At 60.1% G+C, this 26339-nt stretch carries 22 protein-coding genes, 3 tRNA genes and 1 pseudogene; 9 read left to right on the top strand and 17 right to left on the bottom strand.

Going from position 1 to position 26339, the window contains the following annotated elements; all coding sequences use genetic code 11:
- Positions 1–21 precede the first annotated feature (21 nt).
- The 5 genes from I6J28_RS04885 to I6J28_RS04865 all read right to left on the bottom strand — a co-directional run bounded on the left by I6J28_RS04885 (position 22) and on the right by I6J28_RS04865 (position 5813).
- Positions 22–660 carry a hypothetical protein gene (locus tag I6J28_RS04885; RefSeq protein ID WP_204611119.1) on the bottom strand — a complete coding sequence of 213 codons (639 nt, stop codon included), beginning with the start codon at positions 658–660 and terminating at the stop codon, positions 22–24.
- Between the two features lie 42 nt (positions 661–702).
- Positions 703–1119 carry an acyl-CoA thioesterase gene (locus I6J28_RS04880; protein WP_204611118.1) on the bottom strand — a complete coding sequence of 139 codons (417 nt, stop codon included), beginning with the start codon at positions 1117–1119 and terminating at the stop codon, positions 703–705.
- Between the two features lie 25 nt (positions 1120–1144).
- Positions 1145–2815: an energy-dependent translational throttle protein EttA gene (gene ettA, locus I6J28_RS04875; protein ID WP_204611117.1), complete on the bottom strand. Its 1671-nt coding sequence runs from the start codon at positions 2813–2815 to the stop codon at positions 1145–1147.
- Between the two features lie 119 nt (positions 2816–2934).
- Positions 2935–3579: a single-stranded DNA-binding protein gene (locus tag I6J28_RS04870; protein ID WP_204611116.1), complete on the bottom strand. Its 645-nt coding sequence runs from the start codon at positions 3577–3579 to the stop codon at positions 2935–2937.
- 182 nt (positions 3580–3761) lie between these two features.
- Positions 3762–5813, bottom strand: a complete 2052-nt coding sequence (locus I6J28_RS04865; protein ID WP_204611114.1) for a cytochrome c oxidase assembly protein — start codon at positions 5811–5813, stop codon at positions 3762–3764.
- 66 nt (positions 5814–5879) lie between these two features.
- Between I6J28_RS04865 and I6J28_RS04860 the strand changes: the two genes are divergently transcribed.
- The 3 genes from I6J28_RS04860 (at position 5880) to cmrA (ending at position 8264) form a co-directional block, all read left to right on the top strand.
- Positions 5880–6797 (top strand): LysR family transcriptional regulator, encoded by a 918-nt coding sequence (locus tag I6J28_RS04860; protein ID WP_239280487.1) that lies wholly within the window; start codon positions 5880–5882, stop codon positions 6795–6797.
- Positions 6798–6836: 39 nt separating this feature from the next.
- Positions 6837–6910, top strand: a tRNA-Arg gene (locus tag I6J28_RS04855).
- Positions 6911–7463: 553 nt separating this feature from the next.
- The gene (gene cmrA / locus I6J28_RS04850; protein WP_204611110.1) at positions 7464–8264 is read left to right on the top strand and encodes a mycolate reductase; all 801 of its coding nucleotides are present in this window, start codon (positions 7464–7466) and stop codon (positions 8262–8264) included.
- On the opposite strand, the gene I6J28_RS04845 is transcribed toward cmrA, so the two are convergent.
- Complete coding sequence (locus tag I6J28_RS04845; RefSeq protein WP_204611108.1) at positions 8261–9808, bottom strand: alanine/glycine:cation symporter family protein; 1548 nt, start codon at positions 9806–9808, stop codon at positions 8261–8263. The genes cmrA and I6J28_RS04845 overlap by 4 nt on opposite strands.
- Positions 9809–10019: 211 nt before the next feature.
- On the opposite strand from I6J28_RS04845, the gene orn reads away from it, so the two are divergent.
- Positions 10020–10667, top strand: a complete 648-nt coding sequence (gene orn / locus I6J28_RS04840; RefSeq protein ID WP_005327280.1) for an oligoribonuclease — start codon at positions 10020–10022, stop codon at positions 10665–10667.
- Positions 10668–10716: 49 nt separating this feature from the next.
- Positions 10717–10792, top strand: a tRNA-His gene (locus I6J28_RS04835).
- 28 nt (positions 10793–10820) lie between these two features.
- Here the strand turns inward: I6J28_RS04835 and I6J28_RS04830 are convergent.
- Both I6J28_RS04830 and I6J28_RS04825 read right to left on the bottom strand, forming a co-directional pair.
- On the bottom strand, positions 10821–11777 hold the full coding sequence (locus I6J28_RS04830) for an MsnO8 family LLM class oxidoreductase (RefSeq protein ID WP_204611107.1): 957 nt from the start codon (positions 11775–11777) through the stop codon (positions 10821–10823).
- A gap of 29 nt (positions 11778–11806) precedes the next feature.
- Positions 11807–13042 (bottom strand): L,D-transpeptidase, encoded by a 1236-nt coding sequence (locus tag I6J28_RS04825; protein ID WP_204611105.1) that lies wholly within the window; start codon positions 13040–13042, stop codon positions 11807–11809.
- Between the two features lie 212 nt (positions 13043–13254).
- Here I6J28_RS04825 and I6J28_RS04820 point away from each other — a divergent pair.
- Positions 13255–13330, top strand: a tRNA-Lys gene (locus tag I6J28_RS04820).
- A gap of 50 nt (positions 13331–13380) precedes the next feature.
- Here the strand turns inward: I6J28_RS04820 and I6J28_RS04815 are convergent.
- From I6J28_RS04815 to I6J28_RS04795, 5 genes are all read right to left on the bottom strand, one after another.
- Complete coding sequence (locus tag I6J28_RS04815; protein WP_204611104.1) at positions 13381–14142, bottom strand: ABC transporter ATP-binding protein; 762 nt, start codon at positions 14140–14142, stop codon at positions 13381–13383.
- Positions 14133–15188 (bottom strand): FecCD family ABC transporter permease, encoded by a 1056-nt coding sequence (locus tag I6J28_RS04810; protein WP_204611103.1) that lies wholly within the window; start codon positions 15186–15188, stop codon positions 14133–14135. The genes I6J28_RS04815 and I6J28_RS04810 overlap by 10 nt, the downstream gene beginning before the upstream one ends.
- Positions 15188–16351: an ABC transporter substrate-binding protein gene (locus tag I6J28_RS04805; RefSeq protein ID WP_204611102.1), complete on the bottom strand. Its 1164-nt coding sequence runs from the start codon at positions 16349–16351 to the stop codon at positions 15188–15190. Before I6J28_RS04805 ends, I6J28_RS04810 begins: the two co-directional genes overlap by 1 nt.
- A 90-nt stretch (positions 16352–16441) precedes the next feature.
- Entirely contained in the window at positions 16442–17719 is a 1278-nt protein-coding gene (locus I6J28_RS04800) for a glutaminase (protein ID WP_204611101.1), read from the bottom strand.
- 49 nt (positions 17720–17768) lie between these two features.
- Entirely contained in the window at positions 17769–18047 is a 279-nt protein-coding gene (locus tag I6J28_RS04795; RefSeq protein ID WP_005323988.1) for a DUF3618 domain-containing protein, read from the bottom strand.
- 96 nt (positions 18048–18143) lie between these two features.
- Between I6J28_RS04795 and bcp the strand changes: the two genes are divergently transcribed.
- From bcp to I6J28_RS04780, 3 genes are all read left to right on the top strand, one after another.
- A complete protein-coding gene (bcp, locus tag I6J28_RS04790) occupies positions 18144–18611 on the top strand; it encodes a thioredoxin-dependent thiol peroxidase (protein WP_005327287.1) in 468 nt (155 codons plus the stop codon).
- A 3-nt stretch (positions 18612–18614) separates the two neighbouring features.
- Positions 18615–19241 (top strand): TetR/AcrR family transcriptional regulator, encoded by a 627-nt coding sequence (locus tag I6J28_RS04785; protein ID WP_204611100.1) that lies wholly within the window; start codon positions 18615–18617, stop codon positions 19239–19241.
- A 75-nt stretch (positions 19242–19316) separates the two neighbouring features.
- Positions 19317–20303 carry an HNH endonuclease signature motif containing protein gene (locus tag I6J28_RS04780; RefSeq protein WP_204611098.1) on the top strand — a complete coding sequence of 329 codons (987 nt, stop codon included), beginning with the start codon at positions 19317–19319 and terminating at the stop codon, positions 20301–20303.
- A 211-nt stretch (positions 20304–20514) separates the two neighbouring features.
- Here the strand turns inward: I6J28_RS04780 and I6J28_RS04775 are convergent, their stop codons facing one another.
- The 4 genes and pseudogenes from I6J28_RS04775 to pflB all read right to left on the bottom strand — a co-directional run bounded on the left by I6J28_RS04775 (position 20515) and on the right by pflB (position 26223).
- Positions 20515–21663: an SPFH domain-containing protein gene (locus I6J28_RS04775; RefSeq protein ID WP_204611096.1), complete on the bottom strand. Its 1149-nt coding sequence runs from the start codon at positions 21661–21663 to the stop codon at positions 20515–20517.
- 59 nt (positions 21664–21722) lie between these two features.
- Complete coding sequence (locus I6J28_RS04770; RefSeq protein ID WP_204611094.1) at positions 21723–22961, bottom strand: alpha/beta fold hydrolase; 1239 nt, start codon at positions 22959–22961, stop codon at positions 21723–21725.
- 11 nt (positions 22962–22972) lie between these two features.
- Positions 22973–23842, bottom strand: coding sequence for a pyruvate formate-lyase-activating protein (gene pflA / locus I6J28_RS04765; RefSeq protein ID WP_204611092.1), 870 nt, complete (start codon positions 23840–23842; stop codon positions 22973–22975).
- A gap of 2 nt (positions 23843–23844) precedes the next feature.
- A pseudogene (pflB, locus tag I6J28_RS04755) lies at positions 23845–26223 on the bottom strand (formate C-acetyltransferase).
- Between the last annotated feature and the right edge of the window lie 116 nt (positions 26224–26339).

Below are 26339 nucleotides of genomic sequence, written 5' to 3'. Positions count from 1 at the left end.
TCTTGCGGTAGATGGATGGGCTTAAAACAGCGAGAGTCGGGTGGACCGATAAATGCTGCCGAAGGGGGCGTCGAGACGCACCCAGCGGCCCAGCTGAGCCACGCGCAAGTGGCGCGGCACGTCCATCGGGGCGGAAAATCCAGGGATAAGGCCCAGATTGGTACACGCAAAGATCATGCGCATAGGGATTTCCACCGTGGCGCCATCGTCTTCTACAGTAACGACGGTTTGATTCAAGAGGCTGGACGGCGGGCCCATGGGCCCAGAAAATTGTCGCGTCAGTTGTTGGCCTTTATCGGAGAGCTCGCGCACCACAGTGACCGGCAATGTATCGACCACGCTATAACCAGTGGCCGGCGGCAGGGCTCCTGGCCATGACGGATCACGGGCGGGGCCCAAATCGAGAGTCCCGGTTGACTCATGTTCCTTGAGTTGCTCGGCCAGCGTGCCGGCAGAAACCACCGCCCCATCGCGGGAAGCAACGCCTTGGACGCGGCGGGAGGCAACCACCTCGAAGGGGGTGGTGACAAAGACATCGACGACGTCGCCAGTCAGCTGGCGCAGCCGTACCGAGGCACCCGCGTCCAAGCCGACTGCGCGCGTGACAAGGGCCCGAAGGCCAGGTCCACCGCTTCCAATTTCTAGAGTCTCGGTGACCATACCTTCGGGCCCTGCCTTTCTTTTCTTTGCTCTGCGCCGCAGTTAGTTGGCTGCGGTATTTTGCAGAATATCCTTTTCCTGTTCCGTCAGCGGGCGCGGGGTCTGCTGCTGGCGGTCGACGACTACCTGCACGCACTCCACAGTTGCCGCGACTTCCCCTTGGTCATCCTTGACCTGCTGGGTAGTGGTAAACGAGGTGGTGCCAATCTGCGAAATGGTAGTTTCTACCTCCACCGTAGTGGTGTCCTTAAACTCCATCGGGCGCAGGAAATCCACATCGAGGTGGCGCACGAACGCAATGAAATCGAGGCCTTTGGAATAGATATGCTCCTTGGCAAAGGCCAAGCGCGCTTCCTGGGCGAGCTCGATATAGTTTGCGTTCATCATGTGGCCGTACATATCAAAGTCCGACCAGCGGGTCTGAATACGATACGTGTGCACACTTGGGGTTGCCATCATTCTCCTCAATAAAGGCTTCAGCTACTTAGCGGGTCAGCTTGCGGTGGGTCACGCGAGAAGGACGAGCTGCCTCTTCACCGAGGCGGTCGACCTTGTTCTTCTCGTAATCGCCGAAGTTACCCTCAAACCAGAACCACTGGCCTTCTTCCACGTTGCCCTCCCAGGCCAAGATGTGGGTACAGGTGCGGTCCAGGAACCAGCGGTCGTGGGAAATGACCACGGCGCAGCCCGGGAACTTCTCCAGCGCGTTTTCCAGCGAGCCGAGGGTTTCCACGTCCAAGTCGTTGGTCGGCTCGTCAAGGAGGATCAGGTTGCCGCCCTCCTTCAGGGTCAGCGCCAAGTTCAGGCGGTTGCGCTCACCACCAGAAAGCACCTTGGATGGCTTCTGCTGATCCGGGCCCTTGAAGCCGAACGCGGACAGGTAAGCACGCGAAGGCATCTCGTTTTGGCCAACGTGAATGTAATCTAGGCCGCCGGAGACAACCTCCCAGACGGTTGCTTCAGGGTCGATGTTCTCACGGTTCTGGTCCACGTAGGACAGCTTGACGGTATCGCCCACCTCGACGGAACCGGCATCCGGCTGCTCCAGGCCAACGATGGTCTTAAACAGGGTGGTCTTACCCACACCGTTCGGGCCGATAACGCCCACGATGCCGTTGCGCGGCAGGGTAAAGGAGAGGTCCTTAATCAGGACGCGGTCATCGAAGCCCTTCTGCAGGTCCTTGACTTCCACGACCTTATTGCCCAAGCGCGGCGGGGTAGGAATCTGGATCTCTTCGAAGTCGAGCTTCTTGTACTTCTCGGCCTCGGCAGCCATCTCCTCGTAGCGCTCCAGACGAGCCTTGTTCTTGGCCTGGCGGGCTTTTGCACCGGAGCGAACCCACTCCAGCTCGTCCTTCAGGCGCTTGCGCAGCTTCGCATCCTTCTTGCCGGCAACCTCCAAGCGCTCCTGCTTCTTATCCAGGTAGGTGGAGTAGTTGCCCTCGTACGGGTAGAGCTTGCCGCGGTCAACCTCACAGATCCAGCCCGCGACGTGGTCAAGGAAGTAGCGGTCGTGGGTCACGGCCAAGACAGCACCCGGGTAATCGGCCAAGTGCTTCTCCAGCCACTGCACGGACTCGGCGTCCAGGTGGTTCGTAGGCTCGTCGAGCAGCAGCAGGTCCGGCTCAGTGAGCAGGAGTTTAGCCAGCGCTACACGACGGCGCTCGCCACCAGAAAGGTTGGTCACTGGGGCGTCGGAAGGCGGGCAGCGCAAAGCTTCCATGGCCTGCTCGATCTTGGAATCAACCTCCCAAGCATCGGCGGCGTCCAGCTCTTCTTGCAGCTTGCCCATCTCTTCCATGAGCTCGTCGCTGTAGTTGGTGGCCATTTCCTCGGCGATCTGCTCGAAGCGCTGCTTCTTTTCAAAGATATCGCCCAAGCCCTCTTCGACGTTGCCGCGTACGGTCTTCTCGTCATTGAGCGGCGGCTCCTGCTGCAGGATGCCCACGGTGGCACCCGGATCCAAGAAGGCCTCGCCGTTGGAAGGCTGATCCAGGCCGGCCATAATCTTCAGAATGGAGGACTTACCGGCACCGTTAGGGCCGACCACACCAATCTTGGCACCTGGGTAGAACGCCATTGTTACATCGTCAAGGATGACTTTATCGCCAATTGCCTTGCGCACGTTTTTCATCGTGTAGATGAATTCGCCCACTTTTACCCCTTTGCAAAAATTTGGGAGACGTATTTATCTACACAAACACTACATCAGAACCACCGCCCAAGTGCCTCGGGTCAGGTACACCCGAGGCGATCAAGCCGGTGGGGAAACGCTTAAGCGTTCACTGGGGCGGATTCTGCCTCGGCAGCCTCCTCTTCCACCTCGGCGTCGTCGAAGGAATCTTCTTCCCCACCACGTGCGGCTGCGGCGCGCTCGGCTAGATAGCGGTCCGCCGCGGTATCGGCCGCGGTATCTCCCTGCGCTGCCTGCTGCGGCGGCAGGCTGTGGTCCACGTCCGGTTCGATGGCGTTGTCCCCCAGTTCTGGGACCGCAATATTTTCCTGGTTGTACTGCGGAGCGAGACGCTTGGTACCGATAACGTGGCGGTTCAGGTCCAGGCCCACATACTGTGCCTTAATGAACGTGCGGAAGTGATCGGTGCCCTGGTCATCGCGCCATTGTTCGGTAACTAAGGAGCCCACGATGACCAAAGGCATGCCCTTGGCTAGGGATTTGCGCACATTGATGGCGAATTGATTCCACATTTCGACGTCGATGTAGAGGTGGTCCACATCGCGCCACTGCGGGGCCTTGGGGTTGTTTCCTTCCGGGTCATTAGCGCCGGCATCGACCTGACGGTCCGGAATTCGGCGGGAGGAGGCGACGCGCAGCTTAGCCTTATAGGCCCCAGTTGAGGTCTTGGTCAGGATGGGATCGCGAGTAAGGCGACCGGTCAAAGTAATTGGGTATTGGGACATGGTGCTAGAAAATCCTTTGCTGGATAGTTGGATAGGCGAGTTCGGTTTTCCTCGCTCGCTTCCATATCCTGATGCCGGCGCGCAACCTGCACCATGCCGGCAACCCCTACCCTGTGAATAACTTGTTGTACCCGTCAACAAAACTCGGGTTTGGGGGTGATTTTTAACCGGTTATCCACAGGCTAGCGCCCGCGGAAGCTCGATTCATCGCCGTGACCCATATCCTGGAGCATCGCGTTATAGCGTTCCAATTCGGCATCATCGTCCGCATCCGCCTGCATATCGTGGCGGCGAGCCGTAGCGCGATCATCACTGAGCCAATCCAGGAAGAGTTTGCCAAAGACGATAACCAGCGGGAACTGGCCAAAGCCCCACGCGATGCCGCCACCTACGCGTTGGTCTTGGAGCAGATCCTGATCCCAAGGCAGCTCCAAATACTGGTAGAAGTCTGCACCCAACACACTTTGCAGCTGCATCAGGTACACGCCGGCAAAGAGGTGAAATGGCATGGAAAGGAACAGCACGGCCAATCGGAACGGGGTGGAGTGGCGCTTGGGAAGTGGATCCGGCCCGATGATTTCCCAGAAATAGAAGCAGCCGGAGATGATGAACGTGAAGTTCATAATGAGGTGGCCCGCGTGCTCGGAGATGGCGAATTGATATAGGCCCGGGAACAAATACAGCACGTAGAGGAAGAATAAGTACTGCAGGAGGTTGACGAACGGATTCGTAATAAAAGCGACGATCTTGGACTGGGTGGCCGCCAGTGCATAGTCGTGCAGGCTGGGCTTCCCCTTCGGTCCTGCCTCAAAGGCCTCCATAAGCAGGGTCAGTGGCGCACCCAGAACGAGCAGGAGCGGGACCGCCATCGACAAAATCATGTGCACCAACATGTGCATGGAGTACATCGCCGGCATGTAGAGACCCATGCCGGTAGACATCACAAGGGTCAGGCCCAGCGCACCGCACATAAACCATGCGGTACGCCCCTTGCTCCAAGTCAGGCCGCGCTTGTGTACACGGTAGACGCAGTAGCCATAGGCCGCAGCCAAAAGCAGGCCAATGGTGCCAAACATGATGTCAAAGCGGAACATGGTCCACACGTTGAGCACCGTGGGCTTTTCAAACAGCTCATAGCCCATCAGAATCTGCATCGAGTTGAGGTTGGGATCCCGCGGTGCGGGCGGCACAGTGCGGCCCAGCGTGATGGCTACGCCAATGGTGGCGGCCATGACCGCTACTTCCACGATGGCAATGCGAATAAAAAGGGGCGGGTTCTTGCCCAGCTGCGGGATGGTGAGCTCGCGGTGAGCGAGGCCGAAAATGCCCAGCAAAATCGTCAGCACGAACTTGGTAATCAGAATGATTCCGTACGCAGAATCCACCAGATCGGAGATATTCATGCGGATGAGCGTGTTAATCAAGCCCGAGACAGCAAGCACCACAATGGCCATAAAGGCGATGCCGGAATAGCGCTTCACCGCAAAGACGAGATTGGGGCCGAGGCGCCGACCATGGGCGATAAGCGCCATAAGCCCGCCTACCCAAAGCATGACAAAGACCAAGTGCCACAGGAGCGAATTGGTGCCGTAATCATGGTCACCGCCCGCCGCGGAGTGGCCTTCCATGCCAATGGGCACGACCTGCATTATGGACAAGAAAAGCAGGACCGGCTGCATGGACCAGCCACGGCCCACGAGCCCGAGAATGCCCACTACCAGGGCAATGAGCACGGAGATTGCCCACACGATGGTGGTGGAAATTTCCGTCAGCGCCATTTTCATGATGGAAGGCTCGAATACCTGGGAAAAGGGCGCGCCGGTGAGGTCGGACATAATGAGCGGGATTTCCACGAGCCCCACGGCCGCCATACCGAAGGAAGCCCAGGTGCCGGTGCGGGCGGCGATGTGGCCGTCGACGGACAAGGGGGCATCGATAAGCGTGGCATTGTCACCGCGCGAAGCGATGAGGAAGGACGAGGCCAAGAATGAGCCCACGGACAAAGCCATGAGAATCCACGCCACACCTCGAAAGAGCGGCAGGCCAAAGGTGGTGATGCGGCCGGGGTCCGGAATGCCTAACGCCGCCAGGGAATCGGCCAGGAGGAACAGGGAAATAAAACCGGCGATCAGGCCAGCAATAAGCATCGCTGCGATATAAATTCCCCAGGAAGAGCGGGGCTTCTTACCCGCCGCGTTCAAACTGTTAACCTGCTCATTTGCCATAGTGCGCATTGTATAGCGCCACCTAGTTTCTCACCTAACACACATTTTGTCTTTACATGTGTCATTATGGAGCTTATGGACACCCGTCAACTTCTTTATTTTCGCGCCGTTGTAGACAATGGCTCCTTCACGCACGCTGCCGAATCCCTCGATATGACCCAGCCATCTCTGAGCCTTTCTATCCGGAAGCTAGAAAAAGAGCTGAACGCCCAGCTGCTTTCGCGCGGTCGCTCCGGTGTCTCCACCACTGACGCTGGCGATTATGTCTACGAAACGGCCGTCAAGGTTGATGCGCTGCTCAGCGAAACCCAGCGCCATATCAGCGAAATCACCGGCGACAAGGCCAGCACCGTATCCCTCGCCTCCGGCGCCATCTTGAACTGGGAATTTACCCCTGCCGCCCTGGCTGAGCTCAAGCGGATTTACCCCACCGCCAATATCTCGCTGGACGACGCCGAGCCGGCTTCCGCTATCAAACACCTACTGGATGGCCAGGTGGACCTAGCGCTCTTGCCGACGTCCGATCCGAAGGCCTTCATCCGCCGCTACTCCCCCGAGCTCACCGTCCACCAGGTGGCCACGTTCGATTACTCCGTCGCCCTTCCCCAGCGCCTCGCCGAGTTGGAATCCCCCGTCTCCCTCGCCGAGCTGAAGAAGGAAACTTGGCTTGTCCCACCGCGCAGCCGCGAACTTCCTGAACTGGCCGAGTTCTACCATGACCTGTGGAATAGCCGGCCGGGCCTCAAGCCGGAAAAGACCCAGGAGGTCGCCAGCCTCAATAGCGCAATTCCTATGGTCTCCAGTGGTCTCGGCGTCAGCATCGTGCCCAATTGCGCACCCGCTGTGCAGCCGCACGGCATTATCACCCGCCCCATTGCTGATGATCTGCCGCGCTACTACGCCATCGTGGCCTACCGCACGGATCGCGAGCTGACCGCAGCCGCCCAAGACTTGGTGGACATCCTGCGCACGCCGCAGCGCACCCTGGCTTAGGTTTCCCCGCCCTCGTGGGCTACTATGAGTGCGTTGTAAGCCCCCATAGCTCAGCGGATTAGAGCAGTGGGTTTCTACCCCATGTGTCGCGGGTTCGAATCCTGCTGGGGGCACCGCTGTCATGAGTCGCGACATGTTTGACAGATGAGTCGCGACATCGTTAACAAACCGGCATTCCAGTTGCTTTTTGTTCTGGGGTGCCGGTTTCTTCGATCAGGCGAGCAGTGCCAGGGCGCATCGTTCCAAGCAGCAGTACCAAGACGCCGTAAGAACACCTACGTCTGACGGGCGGAGCCCTTTCCCTCTTGGGCTCTAGAAGGTGCCTTAGGCCCTGAATGGCCGCACTCTATTTCGACGCCACCGGATTGGCGTACAGCTTTGACGATGGCCATATTGCGGTTAGGACTGTTCATAGTGTCAAACATGTCCCGACTCACCAGTCAAGCATCACCCGACACGGTAAGGTAGCCTTAAGCGTCAAATATGTCGCGGCTGATCTGTCAAGCATCACGACGATTCCCTCAGGCACAGACTGTCAAATATGTCATGAACTCAGACACTGCTGGGGGCACCGCGCGAAAGCCTTGAGGCGCCGAGTTTCTCGCCGCTTCAAGGCTTTTTGTTTACGCTAGGACTCACCATGCCCCACCCCGGAAAGGCTTAACCATGTCACTTCCCACCCCTTCCCGCACGTCTTATGCCCTCGTTACGGGCGCCAGCCAAGGCATTGGCAAGGCCATGGCACAGGATTTCGCCGCATTGGGCTATAACGTCATCCTTGTGGCCCGCCGCCGCGAGGTCCTGGAGTCCATCGCCGCCGAGCTCGAGCAGCGCCATAATATCGAGGCCATTGCCCTGCCGGCGGACCTAGCAGTAGCTGACGACGTCGCCCGCGTGGCCGAGACCATCGCCACCCGCGAGGTATCGATTTTGGTCAACTCCGCCGGCATCGCCAGCTTCGGCCCCTTCATGGACCAGGACTGGTCATACGAGACGACTCAGTTCGAGCTCAACGGAACTGCCGTCCACCACCTCACGCGAGCCGCCTTGGAACAGATGCTGCCTCGCCGCAGCGGCGCCATTTGCAATGTCGGCTCTGCCGCGGGCAATATCCCCATCCCCAATAACGCCACCTACGTTTTCACCAAGGCGGGCGTTAATGCGTTTACGGAGGCCCTGCACTATGAGCTGAAGGGCTCTGGCGTCTCGTGCACCCTGCTCGCCCCCGGCCCCGTGCGCGAGGCCACCATCGCAGAGGAAGACCAGTCGATCGTGGATAAGGTGGTACCTGACTTCTTGTGGACCACCTACGAGTCGTGCTCCCAAGAAACCATCGAGGCCATGCGCCGCAATCAGCGCCGCGTGGTGCCCGGCCCGCTGTCTAAGGCGATGAATACCCTCAGCCAGGTGCTGCCCACCCCGGTGATTGCACCGCTGGTAGGCAGCTTCTACGCCAAGATGGGCTAGGCCCCGGCGCCTTCTAAGTCCTTGTCTTTGTCTTTGAGCACGCTGCCCTCGCCGCGTGCTCGTTTGCGCTCTACCCAGAAATCCGCATTCTTAATGCCCAAAGCTTCTGGGTCGAACTGCGGATCCTTGCCGGCCTTCTTCTGCTTTTCGTAGTCCTTGAGTGCCTTAAGCGCAGGGACCTGCAGGAAGAGGATGGCGATGATATTGAGCCATGCCGTCGTGCCGACACCGATATCGCCCAGCGCCCACGCCGCACCCGGAGTGGTGGTGGCGCCAACCACGACGGAAACAATAATCAGCGCGCGCAGCACCCAAATCAGGCCACGGCGGGCCGTGCGGGAGCGGACCCAACGGTTGAAGTAGGTCAGGTTGACTTCGGACATGTAGTAGTACGCCAGGACCGTGGTAAAGGCGAAGAAGGCAATGGAGACGGCGATGAAGGTTGGGCCCCAACCGGCAAAGACGCTATCGAGGCCGGACTGCACGTAGCCAGGGCCAACCTCGACGCCATCAGGAAGCGAGCCGTTGTAGACCACCTCACCGTCCTCGGAGCTGCCGCGGAAAACGGTGTACATGTCCGTAGAAATAATCATGAACGCGGTGGCCGAGCAGACAAAGAGCGTATCGACGTACACCGCGAAGGACTGCACAAAGCCCTGCTTAGCGGGGTGGGAGACCTCGGCGGCTGCAGCGGACTGCGGGCCGGTACCCTGGCCGGCCTCATTGGAGTAGATGCCGCGCTTAACACCCCACATGATGGCCGCGCCCAGCATGCCGGAGAATCCGGCTTCCATATTGAATGCGGACCTGAAGATGAGCCCGAAGACCTCCGGAATCTGCGAGAAGTTCATACACATGACCACCACGGAAATCACGATATAAATGACCGCCATGAATGGCACGACAATGGTGGCGAAGGTCGCAATGCGCTTCACGCCGCCAATAATGATGATGGCCAGAATGCCCGCCAAGACGACGGCTGCCCAAGTGGAGTTAATCCCCCACGCGGTATCGGCCGCGGCGGCCACCGCATTGGCCTGGATGGCAGGCAAGAAGTAGCTGGTAGCCAAGATCATAGCGACGGCAAACACGATGCCATAGACCACCATGAAAGGCGCCGCCTTAGTGTGCTTGTAGGCCTTTTCGATGTAATAGGCGGGCCCGCCGCGGTACTCACCGGTGTCCTGGTCCTTCTCCTTGTAAATCTGCGCCAACGTACTTTCGATGAACGAGGTGGACGAGCCCAACAGCGCCACTGCCCACATCCAGAACACGGCGCCAGGCCCACCGAAGGCGATGGCTGTGGCCACGCCGGCGATATTGCCCACGCCCACGCGGCCGGAGAGCGAAACCATCAAGGATTGGAAGGAAGACACGCCATCGGCGGACCTTTCTCCGTTAACGATCTGCTTGAGCATGTCCGGTATGCAGCGCACCTGCAGGCCGCGTGTCACCACGGTGAAATAAATACCCGCGCCGAGGCATAAAAACACCAAGACGGGGGACCAAATTACGGTATTGAGGGCATCGAGGAAGTTTGCCATCTGGTCTCTCCTAAGTCTGTCGCACCTCCCGAATGAAGAGCGATTAACCAGAGTATGCCCTAACTCACATCTGCGAGTGAGGCAAATCACCGATTAATTTTATGCAGTACGGTGCCACACTTTCTAAAAGGTTGCGCTGCCCAGTAGTAATCGCCCCTCCAGGGCAGCCCGGCTCGTACCCCATACAGGGGTAAAAGCACGCGGGCGTAGAATGGGCCGCATGCCACATTCCGAGATAGCCGCAAAACACGACCGCCTCGTCTGGATCGATTTGGAGATGACGGGCCTCGACCCCGAGCGCCACGTCATTGTTGAGGTCGCCGCCGTCATCACCGATGGCAACCTCAACATCCTGGGCGAAGGCATCGACCTCGTCGTCCACGCCACCGAGGATGAGCTGGCACAGATGGATTCCTTTGTTACACAGATGCACGCTAAGTCCGGGCTGGATAAGGAAATCCGCGAGTCCACCACCTCCATCGGAGAAGCCGAGGATGCCGTACTCGCGCTCATCAATGAGCATTGCGATCCCGAGCACCCCGCTCCCCTGGCCGGCAATTCCATCGCCACGGATCGCACCTTCATCCGCACTTATATGCCGCGGCTCGATAGCGCCCTGCACTACCGCATGATCGACGTCTCCACCATCAAGGAGCTTGCCCGCCGGTGGCACCCGCGTGCTTACTTCAACCAGCCCGATAAGGGCATGGCCCACCGCGCACTGCAGGACATCATCGAATCCATCCGCGAGTTGGACTTCTACCGCCGCAGCGTCTTCCGCACCGACGAGGGCCCCACCTCCCCCGAGGCGGAGGAGATCAAGGCCGAAACCACCGCAGATTACCAGGCGTTTTTGTAATTTAGGCGGCGTGAGTTAACCTATATCTCGTTGCTTTCACGCAGCGATGGTGGCTGTAGTTCAGCTGGTAGAGCACCAGGTTGTGATCCTGGGTGTCGCGGGTTCGAGTCCCGTCAGCCACCCCAAGTGCCCGAGCCTTGCGCTCGGGCTTTTTCAGTTTTCCGCCTGCAGGCTCGCCAGCAGCTCCTCCGAGCGCGCCCGACCGGCCACATCTGGCATATCTCCGGTCACCACAAACTCACTCACGCCCAGCCGCTTGCCGACGCCCCTTAGTTCCTCCCCCACCTCCTCTACCGTTCCCCACACGTCATGGGCCAGGGCCTCCTCAATGCGCCGGCGCTGCTGCCCCGTCAGCGCATCCATATCCAGCTCTCCTGCAGGCCGCAGGGCCGCGAACTCGCCGTTGGATTGCGCGAGTACCTTGGCATAGGCCTCCGGTAACAACAGATCACGGGCGGCCGCGGACGTATCGGCAACGGCGATATTGAGCGAGGAGATGATAGGTGGGGCGTCGGCAAGCGCATGCTCCCGATACACCCGCGCGGCCGCCTCCTGCGTGGCCACCGGACCACCCAAGATGACGCCGAGCCCCATCTTGGCCGCAACCATGGCCGATCGAAAGCCCGCCAACACGTAAATAGGCGTGCCCGCATACTCCGGCCGCACCGTCACCGCTTCCTCGCCGCGCAGGTAGCGCAGCAGCGTCGCCAGCTCCGTTTCAAAGCGCTGCTTCACCTCGGCCGGGTCGCCCTGGCGCAGTGCGCGCCGCACCGGGCCGGTAAAGCCGACAGAGGAACCAATCCCAATATCGATGCGCCCGGGATACAACGTCTCAAGGAGGTTTATCTGCTCGGCCACCAGAAACGGCGGGTGATTTAACAGCATGATGCCGGCCGTGCCCACCCGAATGCGCTGCGTGCGCGCCGCCACGTGGGCTGCCAACATCCCCGGCTGCCCCGCCGGAATGCCCGGCACGCCATGATGCTCGGCCACCAGAAATCGCTGGAAACCAAGCCGCTCCACATGCCGGGCGTGCTCAGCCACCTGGTCCAACGGCCCTGCCGCCCCGCGGTCTAAAACAGAAAAGCGCATGGCCACCACTGTAGCCATGCGCTCATCGCCTGCGCCGCTCTTGGGCGCTACTGATTGGCATCCGCGTTGCCCTTGGACCACTCGTCCCAGGACATATTCCAGTCACCCAGGCCGTCCATCGCATTAAGCGTTTCACCGTAGGTATTGAACACGCGCACCACGTCGCCGCGCTTCATCGTCTCCTGGAACCACTGGGCGGCCTCCGGCGTCACGTTGATGCAGCCGTGCGAGGTATTGGTATTGCCCTGCGCCCACACGGACCACGGAGCGGAGTGGACATAGATGCCGGAATAGGACATCTGGGTAGCCCAGTCCACCATCGTGCGGTAGCCGCCCGCGGAGTGGGAAAGGCCGAAGGTCTCGGAGTCCATCAGCAGCTGCGGATGCTCATCGCCAATGATGTAGCGCCCGTTTGGCGTATCGTACTGATAATCGCGGCCGAGCGAGACCGGGATGGCGCGCAAGAACTTCTTATTCTTAAAGACCTTCATGGTCTTGGTGGCGTTATCGATAATCGCCACGGTGCGGTCACCGATGGTGAAATTGGTCTTGGCGTTCTCGCCGCCGTAAATTCCGCCGCCTAGGTCCTTGCCATACTGGTCCACCTTCACCTCAACCTTGGTGCCCGGCTCCCAGTATTCCTTTGGACGCCAGCGCACCTCTTGGTTGTTGACCCAGTAGAAAGCGCCCTTAACCTCAGGGTTGGTGGTCACAGTAATGGTCTTCTCGGCCGCCTTGCGGTCCGTAATCGGCACGCCGAAGTTCACGCCAATGACCTGGCCTACGCCGACCTCAGAGTCCGGGATCGGGGTAAGCGAGACCTCGGCAACGCCCGCTGCTTGCGGAGTGGAAAAACTGAGTTTCTTCTTGTTGCCATCCACATCGGAGGCCACGATGGAATAGGTGTGGTTATAGCCCAAGTCCTCCGCAGTAGACCACGTCTTGGCGTCCTTGGAGAGCTTTTCTTTGACTTCCACGCCCATTTCATTGGTCATGGTGACGCTCTTGAGCTTGCCGGTGGTCTTCACGGTGACGGGCTGGGACGGATCCACGTTCTTCGCCCCGTCTTTCACGGAAACCTTCAGGCCATCCTTTTTCTTTTCGGACTCTTTGCCCTCTTTGCCGCTGCCCTTCTCCCCGTCCGCGCTTGCGGCGGTGGATTCTTGGTCAGCGGCCTGATTCTCGGCAGAGGAATCGGAGGAGCAGGAGGCGGCGGCTAGGGAAATGCACGCAACGCCCGCGGCCGCGATGAGGCGGCGCGCAATAGGGAGGGAATGTTTCACTGAGTTGCCCTTAGACACGTATTTGCTGCTTTCAAAGACCAATTTAGATTAGCGTCTCGATCCAGCAATTACCAGAAGCCACTTCAGGCATTAACCAATTCGTTATACACTCCTAAAAATATGCGATGACCAGGCGATTTTACACTTTTCAAGAATGGCTGCTAGAGTATCTACTCGTTGCACAGAGAGCCACACGGCAGGAAGTCAACAATGCGCCATTAGCTCAATTGGCAGAGCAACTGACTCTTAATCAGTGGGTTCGGGGTTCGATTCCCTGATGGCGCACCACTTAAAAATTTAAACAAAAAATTAGGCCGGGCAATCGCCCGGCCTTTTTGTTATCTTACCCGCAGCGGGGCAATGAGCGGAGCGCCGCCATGCTGGACGACGTCCGCCTCTACCCCATACACGCCTTCCACGAGCTCCCCCGTGAGAACGTCCGACGGCGCGCCCTGAGCGCGAATATGGCCCTTCTTAAGCACCACCAGCTGGTCGCACATGCGCGCAGCCAGGTTGATGTCGTGGATGGCCACTAGGCCTAGGCTGCCGTCGCGCTTCGCCTTCGCACGCACCTCATCCAATACAAAGATCTGGTGGTGCAGGTCGAGGGCGGACGTAGGTTCGTCGAGAAGCATCAGGCCCGGGTTGCCCACCAACATCTGCGCCACCGCCACCAGCTGGCGCTGGCCGCCGGAAAGCTCATTGAGGTAGCGCGAGGCAATCGCGTCTAGGCCCAGCGAGTGCAGCACCTCACCGGTGCGCGTAATCGGGTCCTCGCAGGCCTCACGGCGCGCAGAAATCAGCACGGCCTCAAACGCCCGCAGCGCGGCCGTGCTCGTGAGATCCTGCGGCACGTAGCCGATGAGCTGCCGGCGACGCTTGCCGCGCGGGGCCGTGCCATCGACGCGGAAATCCACCTCGCCATCGCAGCCGCGGTGCACGCCGGCCAGGGACTTGATAAGCGTGGTCTTGCCGGAGGCATTCGGACCCAACAGGCCCACCAACTGCCCGCCGTGGAGTTTTTCCACATCCACGGACTCCAGCACGCGGTGCTTGCCATAGGCCGCACTCAGCCCGGAAATAGTCAGTTCTACGTCCACAATGCCCTCCTTCGGGTCATAACGATGGCAATGAAGAATGGCACGCCCAGAAGCGAGGTAACAATGCCAATGGGAATAGCCAGGCCCGGCTTAATCATCAGGCTCACCGCATGCGCGGCACACATCACGGCCGCGCCCGCCGCCATGGAGGCCGGCAGGAAGTAACGCTGATCCTCACCCACCAACATGCGGGCGATGTGCGGGCCCACCAAGCCAATGAAGCCGATGATGCCCGCGAAGGCCACGGTAGTCGCCGCAACGAGCGAGACCACGATGAGCACCACAACGCGCAGGCGGGAGGTATTGATGCCCATGGCGGTAGCGCGGGCGTCACCAAGCCGCAAGGCAGTAAGGCGCCAGCCCAGCGCCCACAAAATGGGCAGGGCGATAATCAGCACGGCCGCCAGCACGCCGTTGGCCGCCCAATTGGCGCGGGTAAGAGAACCCATGGACCAAAAGACGATCTGCTGCAGCGCCTCGGCCGAGGACTGGTATTGGATAAGCGCCAGCATGGCTTGGAAGAAGAACACCAAGCCAATGCCCAGCAGCACCATGGTCTCCGCCTTCGCGCCGCGGATAACGGCCGCGATAACAATAATGGCCGTAGCCACCGCGGCCGCAAGCCACGCCACCAGCGCCAAGTTAAACTGCGGCTGCGCAATCAGCTGCCACTTGAGCACGATGGAGCTGGCGCCGCCAAACGCGGCGGCCGCAGAAATGCCGAGGGTAAACGGCTCGGCTAGCGGGTTATTGAGGATGGTCTGCATCTCCGCGCCGGCCAAGGACAAGGCCATACCGATAAGCACGGCCATCACGGCCATAGGCAGGCGCAGCTGCCACAGCACCGTGCGCGTCTGGTCCTCCAGACCCGCGGGATTCACGATGCCCTTCATGACCTCGCCCGGGCTGATATCAATCGCGCCCACAAAGTTGCTGATGATAAAAGCCACGGCCGCAATCAGCGTCAGGCCCGCCACAATACCGATGCGTTGCCACGTTAACTTCTTATGCTGCCGCGCTAGCGCGGCTACCTCTGCGCCCTCCATTAGTTGGTGCTAAAGAAGGTTCCCTCGCCAGAGACCGGCGAGTACTTTTCTTGCGCGTCCATCCACTGCTTGGCGACGTCCATATCGGCATACGCCTCCGGATCAATCCACTCGGCGACCTGCAGCAGCGCCAGGTAATTAAACGGCGAATCATAGAACTGGTGCCACATGCTGTGGAAGTGGTGCTCCTTGACCGCACGCAGCTTATCGAAGCCGGCCTGCTTGCCCGGCAGCTTAGCCACACTGCCCTTGGCTTCCTTTTCATCGATGCCATAACCGACGGCCGCATAGCCGACTGGGTGACCCTCATCGTCCTTCATATCGGACCAATCGCCACCGGTAGCAATGATCATGTCCGGGTCGGCTTCTAGGACCTTTTCCGGGGTGATTGTGCCGGACTCGCCCGGGATGATTTCATCGGCAATATTCTCGCCGCCGGCCGCGTTGACCAGCTGGGAGATATTGGAATCGTTCCACGAACCGCAGCAATCGGAAACGCCGGCCGCACGCCAGACGAAGGTCCGCGGCTTATCCTTAACCTTCTCCGCGCGTTCCTCCACCAAGTCCACGGTCTTTTGCCAATCCGCGTTGAATTCCTCCGCGCGGTCCTCTTGGCCGAAGATTTCGCCGAAGATGTCCATGGTCTTAGGCGTATTCTCCAGCGGGTCGCGGCGGAAGTCGGTCACCGCGTACTTCAGGCCGGCCTGCTCCATCTTGTCGGTCAGGCCCGCTTCGCGGGAGGCATCGTATTGATCCAGCGACAGCACGATGAGATCCGGATCCAAGCTCACAAGCTTCTCCACGGTGACATCGCCTTTGGTGAAGCCGCCAATCTCCGGAACCTCGTTAACGGAGGGCAGCTCCTTTTCCAGCGCGTTGTAGTAATCCGGCACGTTTTGCTTCAAGTCCGTGCCAATGCCGACGACCTTATCCAGCGGATTATCGGTATTGAGCACGCCGGTGGCAAAAATCGATCGACCCTCCCCCAAAATCACGCGATCGGGAGCCTTATCCAGTTCCACATCACGGCCGGTGATATCGGTGAAGGAGAACTCAGCATCGCCGCTGGAGCCGCCAGCTACTTCCTCAGCCGCGCCGCAGCCGACGAGCGCGGTTGCCGACGCCGCCACAACCGCCATCACCTTGAAGGGGGTATGAGCCATTTTTAGTCCTTGGTTGTTGGATGCCCTCGCGGCAGCCGCGAGGAGCCTTACATAGGACATCCTAACCTGACTAAGTAAGGTAACCCAAACCTAAACGGGTTCACCGTTGATCGTGTAGTCTTCCGGCTCTCCCTTGGGCACCTCGGTGCCGTCCGACATGGTGCGATCTTCCAGCTCCCCATCCGGATCCACGATGGCAATATCGAAGCCAGACTCGCGAATTCGGCGCAGCCCCTCCTTCAGCATGCGTCGGCCCATGCGGTTCGTGCCCGTAATATGCGATAGCTCGAGCACCACCGTGCCCTCGCCAAAATCCGACTCCATCAACTCGTACAAGATAGTCTCGGCCGCGTTGAAGTTGATCAGGCCCTGCAGGTAGATCACGGTCAGCTCCGCGTCCTGCTCCACCTTGCGCACCGGGTTCACGCCATAGCGCTCGTCCGTAGACATCAGGTGCAGGCCCATGTCCTTCGACAACAGCTTGAACGCATCCACCCCGCGCACCGAGTTGCCTTCCTTGTTCAGTCGCGGCGAGAATGTCGCCACGCCCAGCTGGCCCGGCAGCGTGCCCAGCAGGCCGCCCGAAACACCCGACTTCGCCGGGATACCCACCTCGGCCATCCATCGGCCGGCGCCGTCGTACATGCCAGCCGAGCTCATTACCGATAGCGTCAACCGGCACACGTCCGCATCGAGAATCTTGTCCCCCGTCACCGGCTGCACGCCACCATTCGCCAACGTTGCCGACATCACGGCCAAATCCCGCACCGTCACCACAATCGAGCACTGCTCAATATAGGTCGACACCGCATCGTGCGCCTCGTCCTGGATGATGTCGTAGTTGCGCAACATGTGCGCCAGCGAGAGGTTGCGTTCGCTGACTTCCAGCTCGGAGGAACGCATGGCGTCGTCGATAAGCAAATCGCGCCCCGCCAGCCGCGAAAAATAGGTGCGCAGGCGCTCCACGCGCGCGGCAGGCTCCGAATCCACGCCATTAATCAGCTGCGTGACCGCAATCGCGCCCGCATTAATCATCGGGTTGACCGGCCGATGGTCATCTCGGTTGAGCGAAAGCTCGTTGAAGGCCTCGCCCGAAGGCTCCATACCCACAATCTCGCGCACCGCGGAAAGACCAAGCTCCTGGAGAGCCAGCGCATAAACAAAAGGCTTGGACAAGGACTGAAGGGTAAATTCCACCTCATCATCGCCCGCAGAATAAACGTGGCCGGTGGTGGTGCACATCGCGGCGCCGAGATATTCAGGCTCCGCCTTAGCCAGCTCCGGAATATAGTCCGCCACGGCGCCGTCGCGATTATCGCGCACCTTGGTGAGGATTTCCTGCAAATAAAAAGGGATTGGTGTCTTCATCCCAACCCAGCCTACGAAAAAGTCCCCGCGGTGTGCGGGGACTTCACAATTAGTGGCGCTCGGACAGCAGGCGCTGCAGCTCCTTCAGGTCGCTCTTGCGGCGGCGAGAGCGGAAGACCGAGAAAGCAATCAGGCCAACCACAGCGGCGCCGACGCCACCCAGGGCCATCTGCACGTTGCGGTCCTGCAGCTTATCGGTGGCCGCGGTCTTAGCCTCGTTGGCAAAGTTCTGCGGCTTGCTGCGCTGTGCCAGCTCGTCCAAGGTGCCGGCCAGCTGGCGGCGGGTGCGCTCGATATCGCGCTGAATGTCTTCAATATTGCGTGCCACGAAGTTCTCCTCTTAACTTAGGTTCGCTCTTAACGGGGTCATTCTACCCCGCCGCCCCAAAAGCGTGCAGCCCGGGCGGTAAGTAAGGTGGAAACCATGACTGAAAACCGTTTGAATGTTGGAGATACCGCCCCTGCTTTTGCGCTTGCCGACGACGCCGGAAACACCGTTTCCCTCGCCGATTACGCAGGCCAGCGCGTACTTGTCTACTTCTACCCCCGCGCCAATACCCCGGGCTGCACCAAGGAAGCCTGCGATTTCCGCGATTCCCTGGAACAGCTCAATGATCTCAATATTGCCGTCGTAGGCATCTCGCCAGATAAGCCGGAGGCGCTGGCGAAGTTCCGCGCGGACCACGAGCTGAACTTCCCGCTGCTGTCGGATCCGGATAAGTCTGTCATGACCGCCTATGGCGCGTTTGGGGAAAAGAAGAACTACGGCAAGGTCGTCCAGGGCGTTATCCGCTCCACCTTCCTGGTCGAGCCGGATGGCACCATCGGCCAGACGCACTACAACGTCAAGGCCACCGGCCACGTCGCCCGCGTGATGAAGGGGCTTAGCTAGCGCGTGGGAGAGATTCTGCTACCGCGGCGTCGGCCAGCGCAGGCGCGCAGTCGCGAGCGCTTCGAGCGCATTCTGCAGGCCGCCCGCGCCGTGCTTGTCGACGTCGGCTTTGAATCCTTCACCGTCGACGAAGTCGCCCACCGCGCCGGGGTGCCCATCGGCACGCTGTATCAGTTCTTTGCCAATAAATACGTGCTCGTCTGCGAGCTCGACCGCCAAGACACGGCCGCCAGCCGGGCCGAAATCGAGCGCTTCTCCCGCCGTGCCCCGGACGTGCAGTGGCCCGATGTGCTGGATGAAACCATCGATCACCTGGCGCGCATGTGGCGCGACGATCCCTCCCGGCGCGCCGTGTGGCATGCCGTGCAATCCACCCCCGCCACCCGCGCGACGGCCGCAGATACCGAGCGTCAGCTGCTTTGCCCCTTGTCAGAAATCCTCTCCCCGCTCGCGCCGTCCATGAGCGATGACCAACGCATTGACCTGGCCGGCTTCCTTATCCACAGCGTGGTCTCGCAGCTCAATTACGCAACTGCGGGCGACCCAGGCGACTTTGACGCCGTGGTCGTAGAGATTAAGCGCATGCTCGTTTCGTATCTATTTGCCATTGCGGCCCACTGGGGCAGTTGACGCTTAAACAAGTTATCCACAGCTGCGGACGTCTTCGCCTCGGCTCACCCGCCGGCTCTGCTTAAAGTTGCAGCCATGAGCGCACTTAAGGCCTATGCCACCCACATAGCCTCGGCGATGGACATCCTCGCCGAGGCCCACGGCATGTCTGAGCGCGCCCTTCTCGAGCTGGGCTTACCTGACGTCGAGGCCCGCGACCTCCGCGCGCTGGCCGCGGTCTACTTCGGACCGACCGGCTTTAGCCGCAAGCAACGCCACGCAGCCGCGGCCGCCCGCCACCACGACCTCATAACGCTCAAGCTGATTGAAAAGTACGTCTCCCGGGTGCGTACTAAGCGTGAGGCGTGGAACCTGCGCGTGGAGCTGTGCCGCCTGCGTGGGCCGGCTTCTGAAATTGCCCGCCGCGCCAAGCAGCGCCTGCGCGAACTTCGCCCGCGCCGCATGCCACCCCGCGAAGGCGTCCAACTCCTTCGCCGCCCTAACGGACCGTGGACCATGCGGATTACCGCACCCTCGGCCTTCCTTGCTGAATTCGACGCCGCGCTCGACCCCGACCGCCCCCTCGATTCCCTCCGCGACCTCCTTCGCGGCACCGGCGCGCCTTCCGCGCGCACCACCACCAACGTCATCATCCCGCTCAACGCTCTAGACCAAATCCTGGACGGCGACGGCGAGGAAGTCACGCTGCGCCTTAGCAATGGCGCCACCATTTCCGGCGCCGAGCTCGTCGAGCGCACCTTCACCGAGCACGGCCTCGCGACGCTTATCCACCCCGTCAAGGGCCCAGTCAACCTGTATCGCACATCGCGTTACGCCACCGAGAAACAGCGGCAGATGGCCGCGGCCGAAAATCCCACCTGCCCATGGCCGCCGTGCAACCATCCGGCGGACAAGGCCCAGATCCATCACCTCAAGGCGTGGAAACACGGCGGGTTGACCAATATGGAGAACCTGACGGTATGCTGCCCCTACCACAACGGGGTCAACCAAGATGATCCAAATGCCCCGCCGCTGCGCGGGCGCCTTGCCCGGGTCAATGGCAAGGTCCGCTGGGTTCGTTAGCGCTGCCTCTGCGAGGTAGCGCTACTCGGCGTGTCATCGGCCATAAGGACGTCATGGACAAGGTCGCGCGCGGCGCTTAACGCATCACGGCCAGAGTCAGGATGGCCGTCGGTGGCGAAGACCTGACACTCGTGATCGGGGATCACCTCCGCGCGGCGGGTTATGCCACGCTGCGCGGTATAGGCATCAAAGAGGTTATCGATGCTCAGGGCTACTCCTCGTTTTTTAGTTGCTCGCGCAGCTGCTGGAAGTACTCGCGGGCAGCCTGGGGCTGCGCAGTGGAGTGCGGGCCCTGCTGCGGCTGCGGCTCTGCCTGCTGGTGCTCGGAGCGTTGCTGCTCAGCGCGCTGGGAAGCGGCGATGGCTTCGCGCTTGGCGCGTTCGGCCTGTCGCTTAGATTCGCGCTCGATTTCTTCAGCGCGGGAAGGCTTCTTAGGCTGCAGGCGACGGCGCTGCGACGGCTCCTCGGCAGAGTCGAGGGCGCGATTGGCCATGAGCACATCGCGCATGCCACTGAAAAGATCGCCCATCCCCTGCGGGTTGGAGGGCATGTAAAGAACGGACGCCTGGCCGTTGTGGGAGACGTCGACCATTGCATCGAGGTACTGGGAGACCAGCATGAGGGCTTCGGGGGATTCTTCCACGCCGGCGTCGCGAAGCATTTCGTACTGCTGGGCAATGCCCTCGACGATTTCCTTACGCTGGTCGGCGACGCCGCGGCCCTGCAGTTTCTTCGCCTCGGCTGCACCCTCGGCTTCCTTCACCACGCGGATCTTTTCAGCCTCCGCCTGGGCGACGGCCGCCTCGCGCTCGCGCTGCGCCGCGTTAATGGAGTTCATGGACTCGCGCACCCGGGAATCGGGGCGAATATCGGTGACCAAGGTGTTGACAAAATTCCAGCCATACTCGGCCATGTTGTCGCGCAGGGAGGCCGCAACATTGCGGGCGATGGTGTCCTTGGAGGAGAAGGAATCATCTAGGTTCATATTCGCTACGGAGGAACGAACATTGTCCTGGACGTAGGCCACAATCTGCTGCTCGTGATTGGAGAGCATGTAGTACGCCTCGCGCTCGCGGCCCTGGACCACCTCGTACTGCACGGCAACAGGGATTTGGACGAAGACATTGTCCTTTGTCTTTGTCTCCACCATCACATCCAGCTGGCGCACCTGCAGCGAAATCTTATCGCGTACACGGTCCACCCACGGCATCTTAAAGTGCAGGCCAGCATGCGCCACCTTTTGGAATTTGCCCAAACGCTCCAAAATGGCAGCTTCGCGAGTGCGAACGATGAAATAGCCATCGAAAAGCGTTCCCAAGATAATCAGCAGGATAAAAACTATTACTATGGTGGCAATCATTGAATCTCCCTAAATGTCGTGATGATCACTAATATTTTCGCATAGGAAATAGCGAAATGCTAGTGATCGTCAATAAGCGAAAAGAGCTTCCCCAAGATGGTCGCACCATCCTCGCGGATGCCGTTGTGCTGGAATTCATTGTTAATCCACGGCCGCAGGTCTCCCAGGTGCGCGGCCGTAGCCAAGGACTCCTCGAGCGGGACGAAAATATCATCGACGTAGATGGCCGCGGCCGTGGTGGGCACCTCGCCCAACGCATAGGGCGGGGAGAATTCGTGGCGGGCAAGACCATGGGCGGCGTCGGCAAACGCTTGCAAGGCTGGGTCCTCGTCGAACTGCCAGGGGAAAATGTGCTCGCCGGTCAGCCAGGTGCCGCCCTCAGCAAACTCCGGAAATTCCTCGCGCACGCGGTGCGCCGCCCAGTTCGTAGCGGCCTGGCCACCGGCGCCGCCATAAATCGACTCATGGATTGCGGCGTACAACGGAGCGTCTGCAAAGCTCACGCGCTGGCCGACGTCCGCCAGGAAATCACCCCGCAACCGCTTCTCCCCCGCCTCGGTGCGGAAGGGCTCCTCCAGCAGATAGGCCAGCGAATCAAAGCCGGTGCCACGGCCGAGCTCAATGCCGATGGTACGAAAGCGCAGCGCGGACAGGCGCTCACCGGTAGGAAGCCGCTCATCTGAATTGTCCAGGTGGGAAATGATCTCCTCGATCCGGCCTTGTGCCCACGGGAATTCGCGGTAGAAACGCTGCTGGCGGGCCTTGAGTTTGCTGAAGGTAGCGCGGTAGAGCTCGTCCGCGCCCTTCAGCGTGGGGATGCCGCCGGTGAAGAAAGCATGCTCGACGCGCTCGGGTGCCTGGGATAGGTAGGCGGTGATGCAAAAACCGCCGAAAGACTGCCCGAACAGCGACCATTTCTCGAGTCCGAGGTGCTCGCGCAGGCGCTCGGCATCGCGGACGATATTGTCTTGGCGCAGCAACGCCAAGTGCTCTGCAGTGCGCTCTGCGGCCGGGCTAAGCGCATCAATGCGGTGCGAGCGGCCGGTGCCGCGCTGATCCATGAGGATAACGCGGTAGCGCTCCAGTGCCTTGCCAATCAGCCCCGTAGGCGCCAATGGCCGAGGCGCCGGGAAACCAGGACCGCCCTGCAGGTAGAGCAATGCGGGCAGGCCCTCGCCGCCGGGCGGGATTATTTCGCGGGCGTAAAGCCCAAAAGTCCCGTGGGGATTGGAATAATCCCACGGGACTTCTAGGTGGTGCTCTTTAATTGTTTGGCCGAAGCGGCGATAGGAGGTCATGTCCTCCCAGGCTAGTAGACTTCCAAGCCCTTCGAGCGGAAGACGTCACGGATTTTCTCCACATCCTCCGGCTTTGGTGGCTTCGTGTCAGCTAGCTGGTAGTTCATGCCCAAGCTATCCCACTTGTCCTTGCCCATATTGTGGAAAGGCAGGACCTCAACGCGCTCAACGTTGGATTTCCAACGCGCCACGATATTGGCCACATTTTCCACGTTCTCTGGCGAGTCCGTGAGGTCTGGCACCACCACGAAGCGGATCCACACCGACTTGCCCATCTTGTTTAGCCTGTCGCCGAAGTCCAGCGTGGGCTGGAGTTCGCGCTGAGTGACCTTGCGATAGGTTTCCTCGTCGCCCGACTTGACGTCGAGAAGCACGAGGTCGATATTGTCCAGGTCCTCGTCACGCAAACGCGCACCGAGGTAACCGGCAGTATCGATGGTGGTGTGAATGCCCGCATCGTGAACTTCCTTGAGCACGCGGCGCGTGAAAGAAAGTTGGAAGAGGGGTTCACCACCGGAGATGGTGAGACCGCCACCGGAAGCGTTGAAGATTGGCTTATAACGCTTAATGCGCTTGACCACATCCTCGACCCGCTCCAGCGTGCCGGTCTTCATCTCCCAGGTGTCTGGGTTATGGCAGTACTGGCAGCGCAGTGGGCAGCCGGACATGAACATCGTCATGCGGGTACCCGGGCCATCGACGGCGGTCACGAGCTCCCAAGAGTGCACGAGGGCAATATCGCCGGTACGGCGCGCCTCCATGAGTTCGGGGCGGGTAATGTCATCGAATTGAGCGTCATTTCCCAGGCCCGCGGCCGCGCCGCGGACTCGCTCTCCTTCTTCAGGAGAGAGGGTAACGACACCAGTAACGCCATCTGCCATGATTAGGAACCCTGGTGGAAGGTGCGGGAGATAACGTCGAGCTGCTGCTCCTTGGTCAGCTTGACAAAGTTGACAGCGTAGCCAGAGACGCGAACGGTGAGGTTCGGGTACTTCTCTGGGTGCTCAACGGCGTCCTCGAGGGTGGACTTGTCCAGCACGTTGATGTTTGCGTGGTACAGACCAGAGTTCATCTGGTGTGCATCGCGGTTTGCCTTCATTGCTGACATGCGGTCTTCGAAAGTTGGGGTTGCCATGATTTTCTCCTTTTCGAGTTGGTTGAGGGTTGGTGGTTTTTACTTCTCCATGATGAAGCCGGCATCCAGAACGCCCACCAAGTTATTGATGCGCTCTTCTGGGGTGCGGCCCAATCCGGAAGGAGTAATGGTGTTGGTCAGCGAGATGCCGTCCAAGGCGTCCTTGTAATCCAGCTTGCCGACGGACAGCATGGAAGCAACCATGCCGTGGCTGTCAGCACCGTTTTCAGGGTTAGCGCCTGGGGAGAACGGCGTGCCGGCCTTGTGGCCCGACGGGAAGGCGCCTGTTGCCTTGCCGTAGACCACGTTCGAGGTAATGGTCAGCACGGACTGGGTTGGGATGGCATTGCGGTACATCGGGATGGCCTTAATCTTTTCCATCACGGTGTGGACAATGGTAGCGGCGATATCATCGGCGCGGTCGTCATCGTTGCCGTAGAACGGGAACTCACCTTCGGTGATGTAGTCCGTAATCAGGCCGGTCTCGTCGCGTACCGGGGTGACCTTAGCGTACTTGATAGCAGCCAGGGAGTCGGCGACGATGGACAGGCCGGCGATGCCGCAGCCCATGGAGCGGACGATATTGGAATCGTGCAGCGCCATCTCGACTGCCTCGTAGGCGTACTTGTCGTGGGAGTAGTGGATGATGTTTAGGGCCTCAACGTAGGTGCCAACAACCCAGTCCAGCATCTCCTCGTACTTCTGCCAGACCTCGTCGAAGTCCAGCGGGCCGTCGCCCTTGATGGGCTCGTAGCCTTCGACAACCTGCTTGCCGGATACCTCATCGCGGCCACCGTTGATGGCGTAGAGCAGAGCCTTTGCGGCGTTCACACGAGCGCCGAAGAACTGCATCTGCTTGCCAACTTCCATCGGGGAGACACAGCAAGCAATTGCGGCGTCATCGCCCCACTGCTCACGAATCTGGCGGTCAGACTCGTACTGGATGGAGGAGGTCTCAATGGAGATGTGGGCGCAGAATTCCTTGTAGCCCTCTGGCAGCTTCGGATCCCAGAAGATGGTGATGTTCGGCTCAGGTGATGGGCCAAGGTTCACCAGGGTCTGCAGCAGACGGAAGGAGGTCTTGGTGACCATGTGGCGGCCGTCGTTGCCAAAGCCAGCGTCGGACCAGGTTGCCCAGTATGGGTCGCCAGAGAAGATCTGGTCGTAGTCGATGGTGCGCAGGAAGCGAACGATACGCAGCTTGAGAACCAGGGAGTCAATGATCTCCTGGGCGTCTTCCTCGGTGATGATGCCAGCGGCGAGGTCGCGCTCGAAGTAGCAATCGAAGAAGGCGGACAGGCGGCCGATGGACATTGCGGCGCCATCCTGGGACTTAATGGAAGCCAGGTAGCCGAAGTAGGTCCACTGCACTGCCTCGTGAGCGGTCTTGGCCGGCTGGGAGATGTCGAAGCCGTAGGACTCGGCCATCTTCTTGAGCTTCTTCAGGGCCTTGATCTGCTCGGAGTGCTCCTCGCGGAAGCGTGCCCAGTGCTCAGAGAAGCCAGCATCTGCGACGGAATCGCGGGAAGCCTGCTTTTCCTCGATCAGGTAATCCACACCATAAAGTGCAACACGGCGGTAGTCGCCGATGATGCGGCCACGGCCGTAAGCATCCGGCAGGCCGGTGATGATGTGTGATGAACGAGCAGCGCGGATGCGCGGGGTGTAGATATCGAAGACCGCATCGTTGTGGGTCTTGCGGTAACGGGTGAAGATCTTCTCCACCTCAGGGTCTACTTCCTTGCCCGCTTCGCCGATAGCCTGCTTGACCATGCGCCAGCCACCGAACGGCATCATGGCGCGCTTCAGCGGGGTATCAGTCTGCAGACCGACGATAACGTCGTCGTCCTCTGAGATGTAGCCGGCCGGGAAGGCGTCGATGTCGGTCGGGGTGTGGGTGTCAACGTCGTAGACGCGCTGCTTGCGCTCGACGGACAGGTACTTCTTTTCCAGGGTGTCCCAGACGCGCTTGGTCTTCTCGGTCGGGCCTGCCAGGAAGCTGGAGTCGCCGTCGTACGGCGTGTAGTTGCGCTGGATGAAGTCGCGGACGTTGATGCCCTCGGTCCATGGACCGGACTCAAATCCCTTCCAAGCTTCAAACTGTTGAGGCTGCGTTGCGGTAGTCATAATTCCCTTCTTTCGGGCGAATTTCTAGCAGGGGATAAATGCCGCTTTCTTCGAGCCACAGCACCAAGCCCCTCTGGCCTCAATTGTTGACCAATTGCCTGGTAATAACAAGTCTC

Source organism: Corynebacterium tuberculostearicum, from assembly GCF_016894265.1.
In the GTDB taxonomy this organism is placed as follows: Bacteria; Actinomycetota; Actinomycetes; order Mycobacteriales; family Mycobacteriaceae; genus Corynebacterium; species Corynebacterium tuberculostearicum_D.
The sequence above is the reverse complement of the archived record's forward strand: the minus strand, read 5'-3'. Positions and strand labels throughout refer to the sequence as shown.

Bases quoted from the DNA above. Each gene is read 5' to 3' on its own strand.
- I6J28_RS04885 (WP_204611119.1), bottom strand. From the start codon at position 660: ATGGTCACCGAGACTCTAGAAATTGGAAGCGGTGGACCTGGCCTTCGG.
- I6J28_RS04880 (WP_204611118.1), bottom strand. From the start codon at position 1,119: ATGATGGCAACCCCAAGTGTGCACACGTATCGTATTCAGACCCGCTGG.
- I6J28_RS04870 (WP_204611116.1), bottom strand. From the start codon at position 3,579: ATGTCCCAATACCCAATTACTTTGACCGGTCGCCTTACTCGCGATCCC.
- I6J28_RS04865 (WP_204611114.1), bottom strand. From the start codon at position 5,813: ATGCGCACTATGGCAAATGAGCAGGTTAACAGTTTGAACGCGGCGGGT.
- I6J28_RS04860 (WP_239280487.1), top strand. From the start codon at position 5,880: ATGGACACCCGTCAACTTCTTTATTTTCGCGCCGTTGTAGACAATGGC.
- cmrA (WP_204611110.1), top strand. From the start codon at position 7,464: ATGTCACTTCCCACCCCTTCCCGCACGTCTTATGCCCTCGTTACGGGC.
- I6J28_RS04845 (WP_204611108.1), bottom strand. From the start codon at position 9,808: ATGGCAAACTTCCTCGATGCCCTCAATACCGTAATTTGGTCCCCCGTC.
- orn (WP_005327280.1), top strand. From the start codon at position 10,020: ATGGGCCGCATGCCACATTCCGAGATAGCCGCAAAACACGACCGCCTC.
- I6J28_RS04830 (WP_204611107.1), bottom strand. From the start codon at position 11,777: ATGGCTACAGTGGTGGCCATGCGCTTTTCTGTTTTAGACCGCGGGGCG.
- I6J28_RS04810 (WP_204611103.1), bottom strand. From the start codon at position 15,188: ATGGAGGGCGCAGAGGTAGCCGCGCTAGCGCGGCAGCATAAGAAGTTA.
- I6J28_RS04805 (WP_204611102.1), bottom strand. From the start codon at position 16,351: ATGGCTCATACCCCCTTCAAGGTGATGGCGGTTGTGGCGGCGTCGGCA.
- I6J28_RS04800 (WP_204611101.1), bottom strand. From the start codon at position 17,719: ATGAAGACACCAATCCCTTTTTATTTGCAGGAAATCCTCACCAAGGTG.
- bcp (WP_005327287.1), top strand. From the start codon at position 18,144: ATGACTGAAAACCGTTTGAATGTTGGAGATACCGCCCCTGCTTTTGCG.
- I6J28_RS04780 (WP_204611098.1), top strand. From the start codon at position 19,317: ATGAGCGCACTTAAGGCCTATGCCACCCACATAGCCTCGGCGATGGAC.
- I6J28_RS04775 (WP_204611096.1), bottom strand. From the start codon at position 21,663: ATGATTGCCACCATAGTAATAGTTTTTATCCTGCTGATTATCTTGGGA.
- I6J28_RS04770 (WP_204611094.1), bottom strand. From the start codon at position 22,961: ATGACCTCCTATCGCCGCTTCGGCCAAACAATTAAAGAGCACCACCTA.
- pflA (WP_204611092.1), bottom strand. From the start codon at position 23,842: ATGGCAGATGGCGTTACTGGTGTCGTTACCCTCTCTCCTGAAGAAGGA.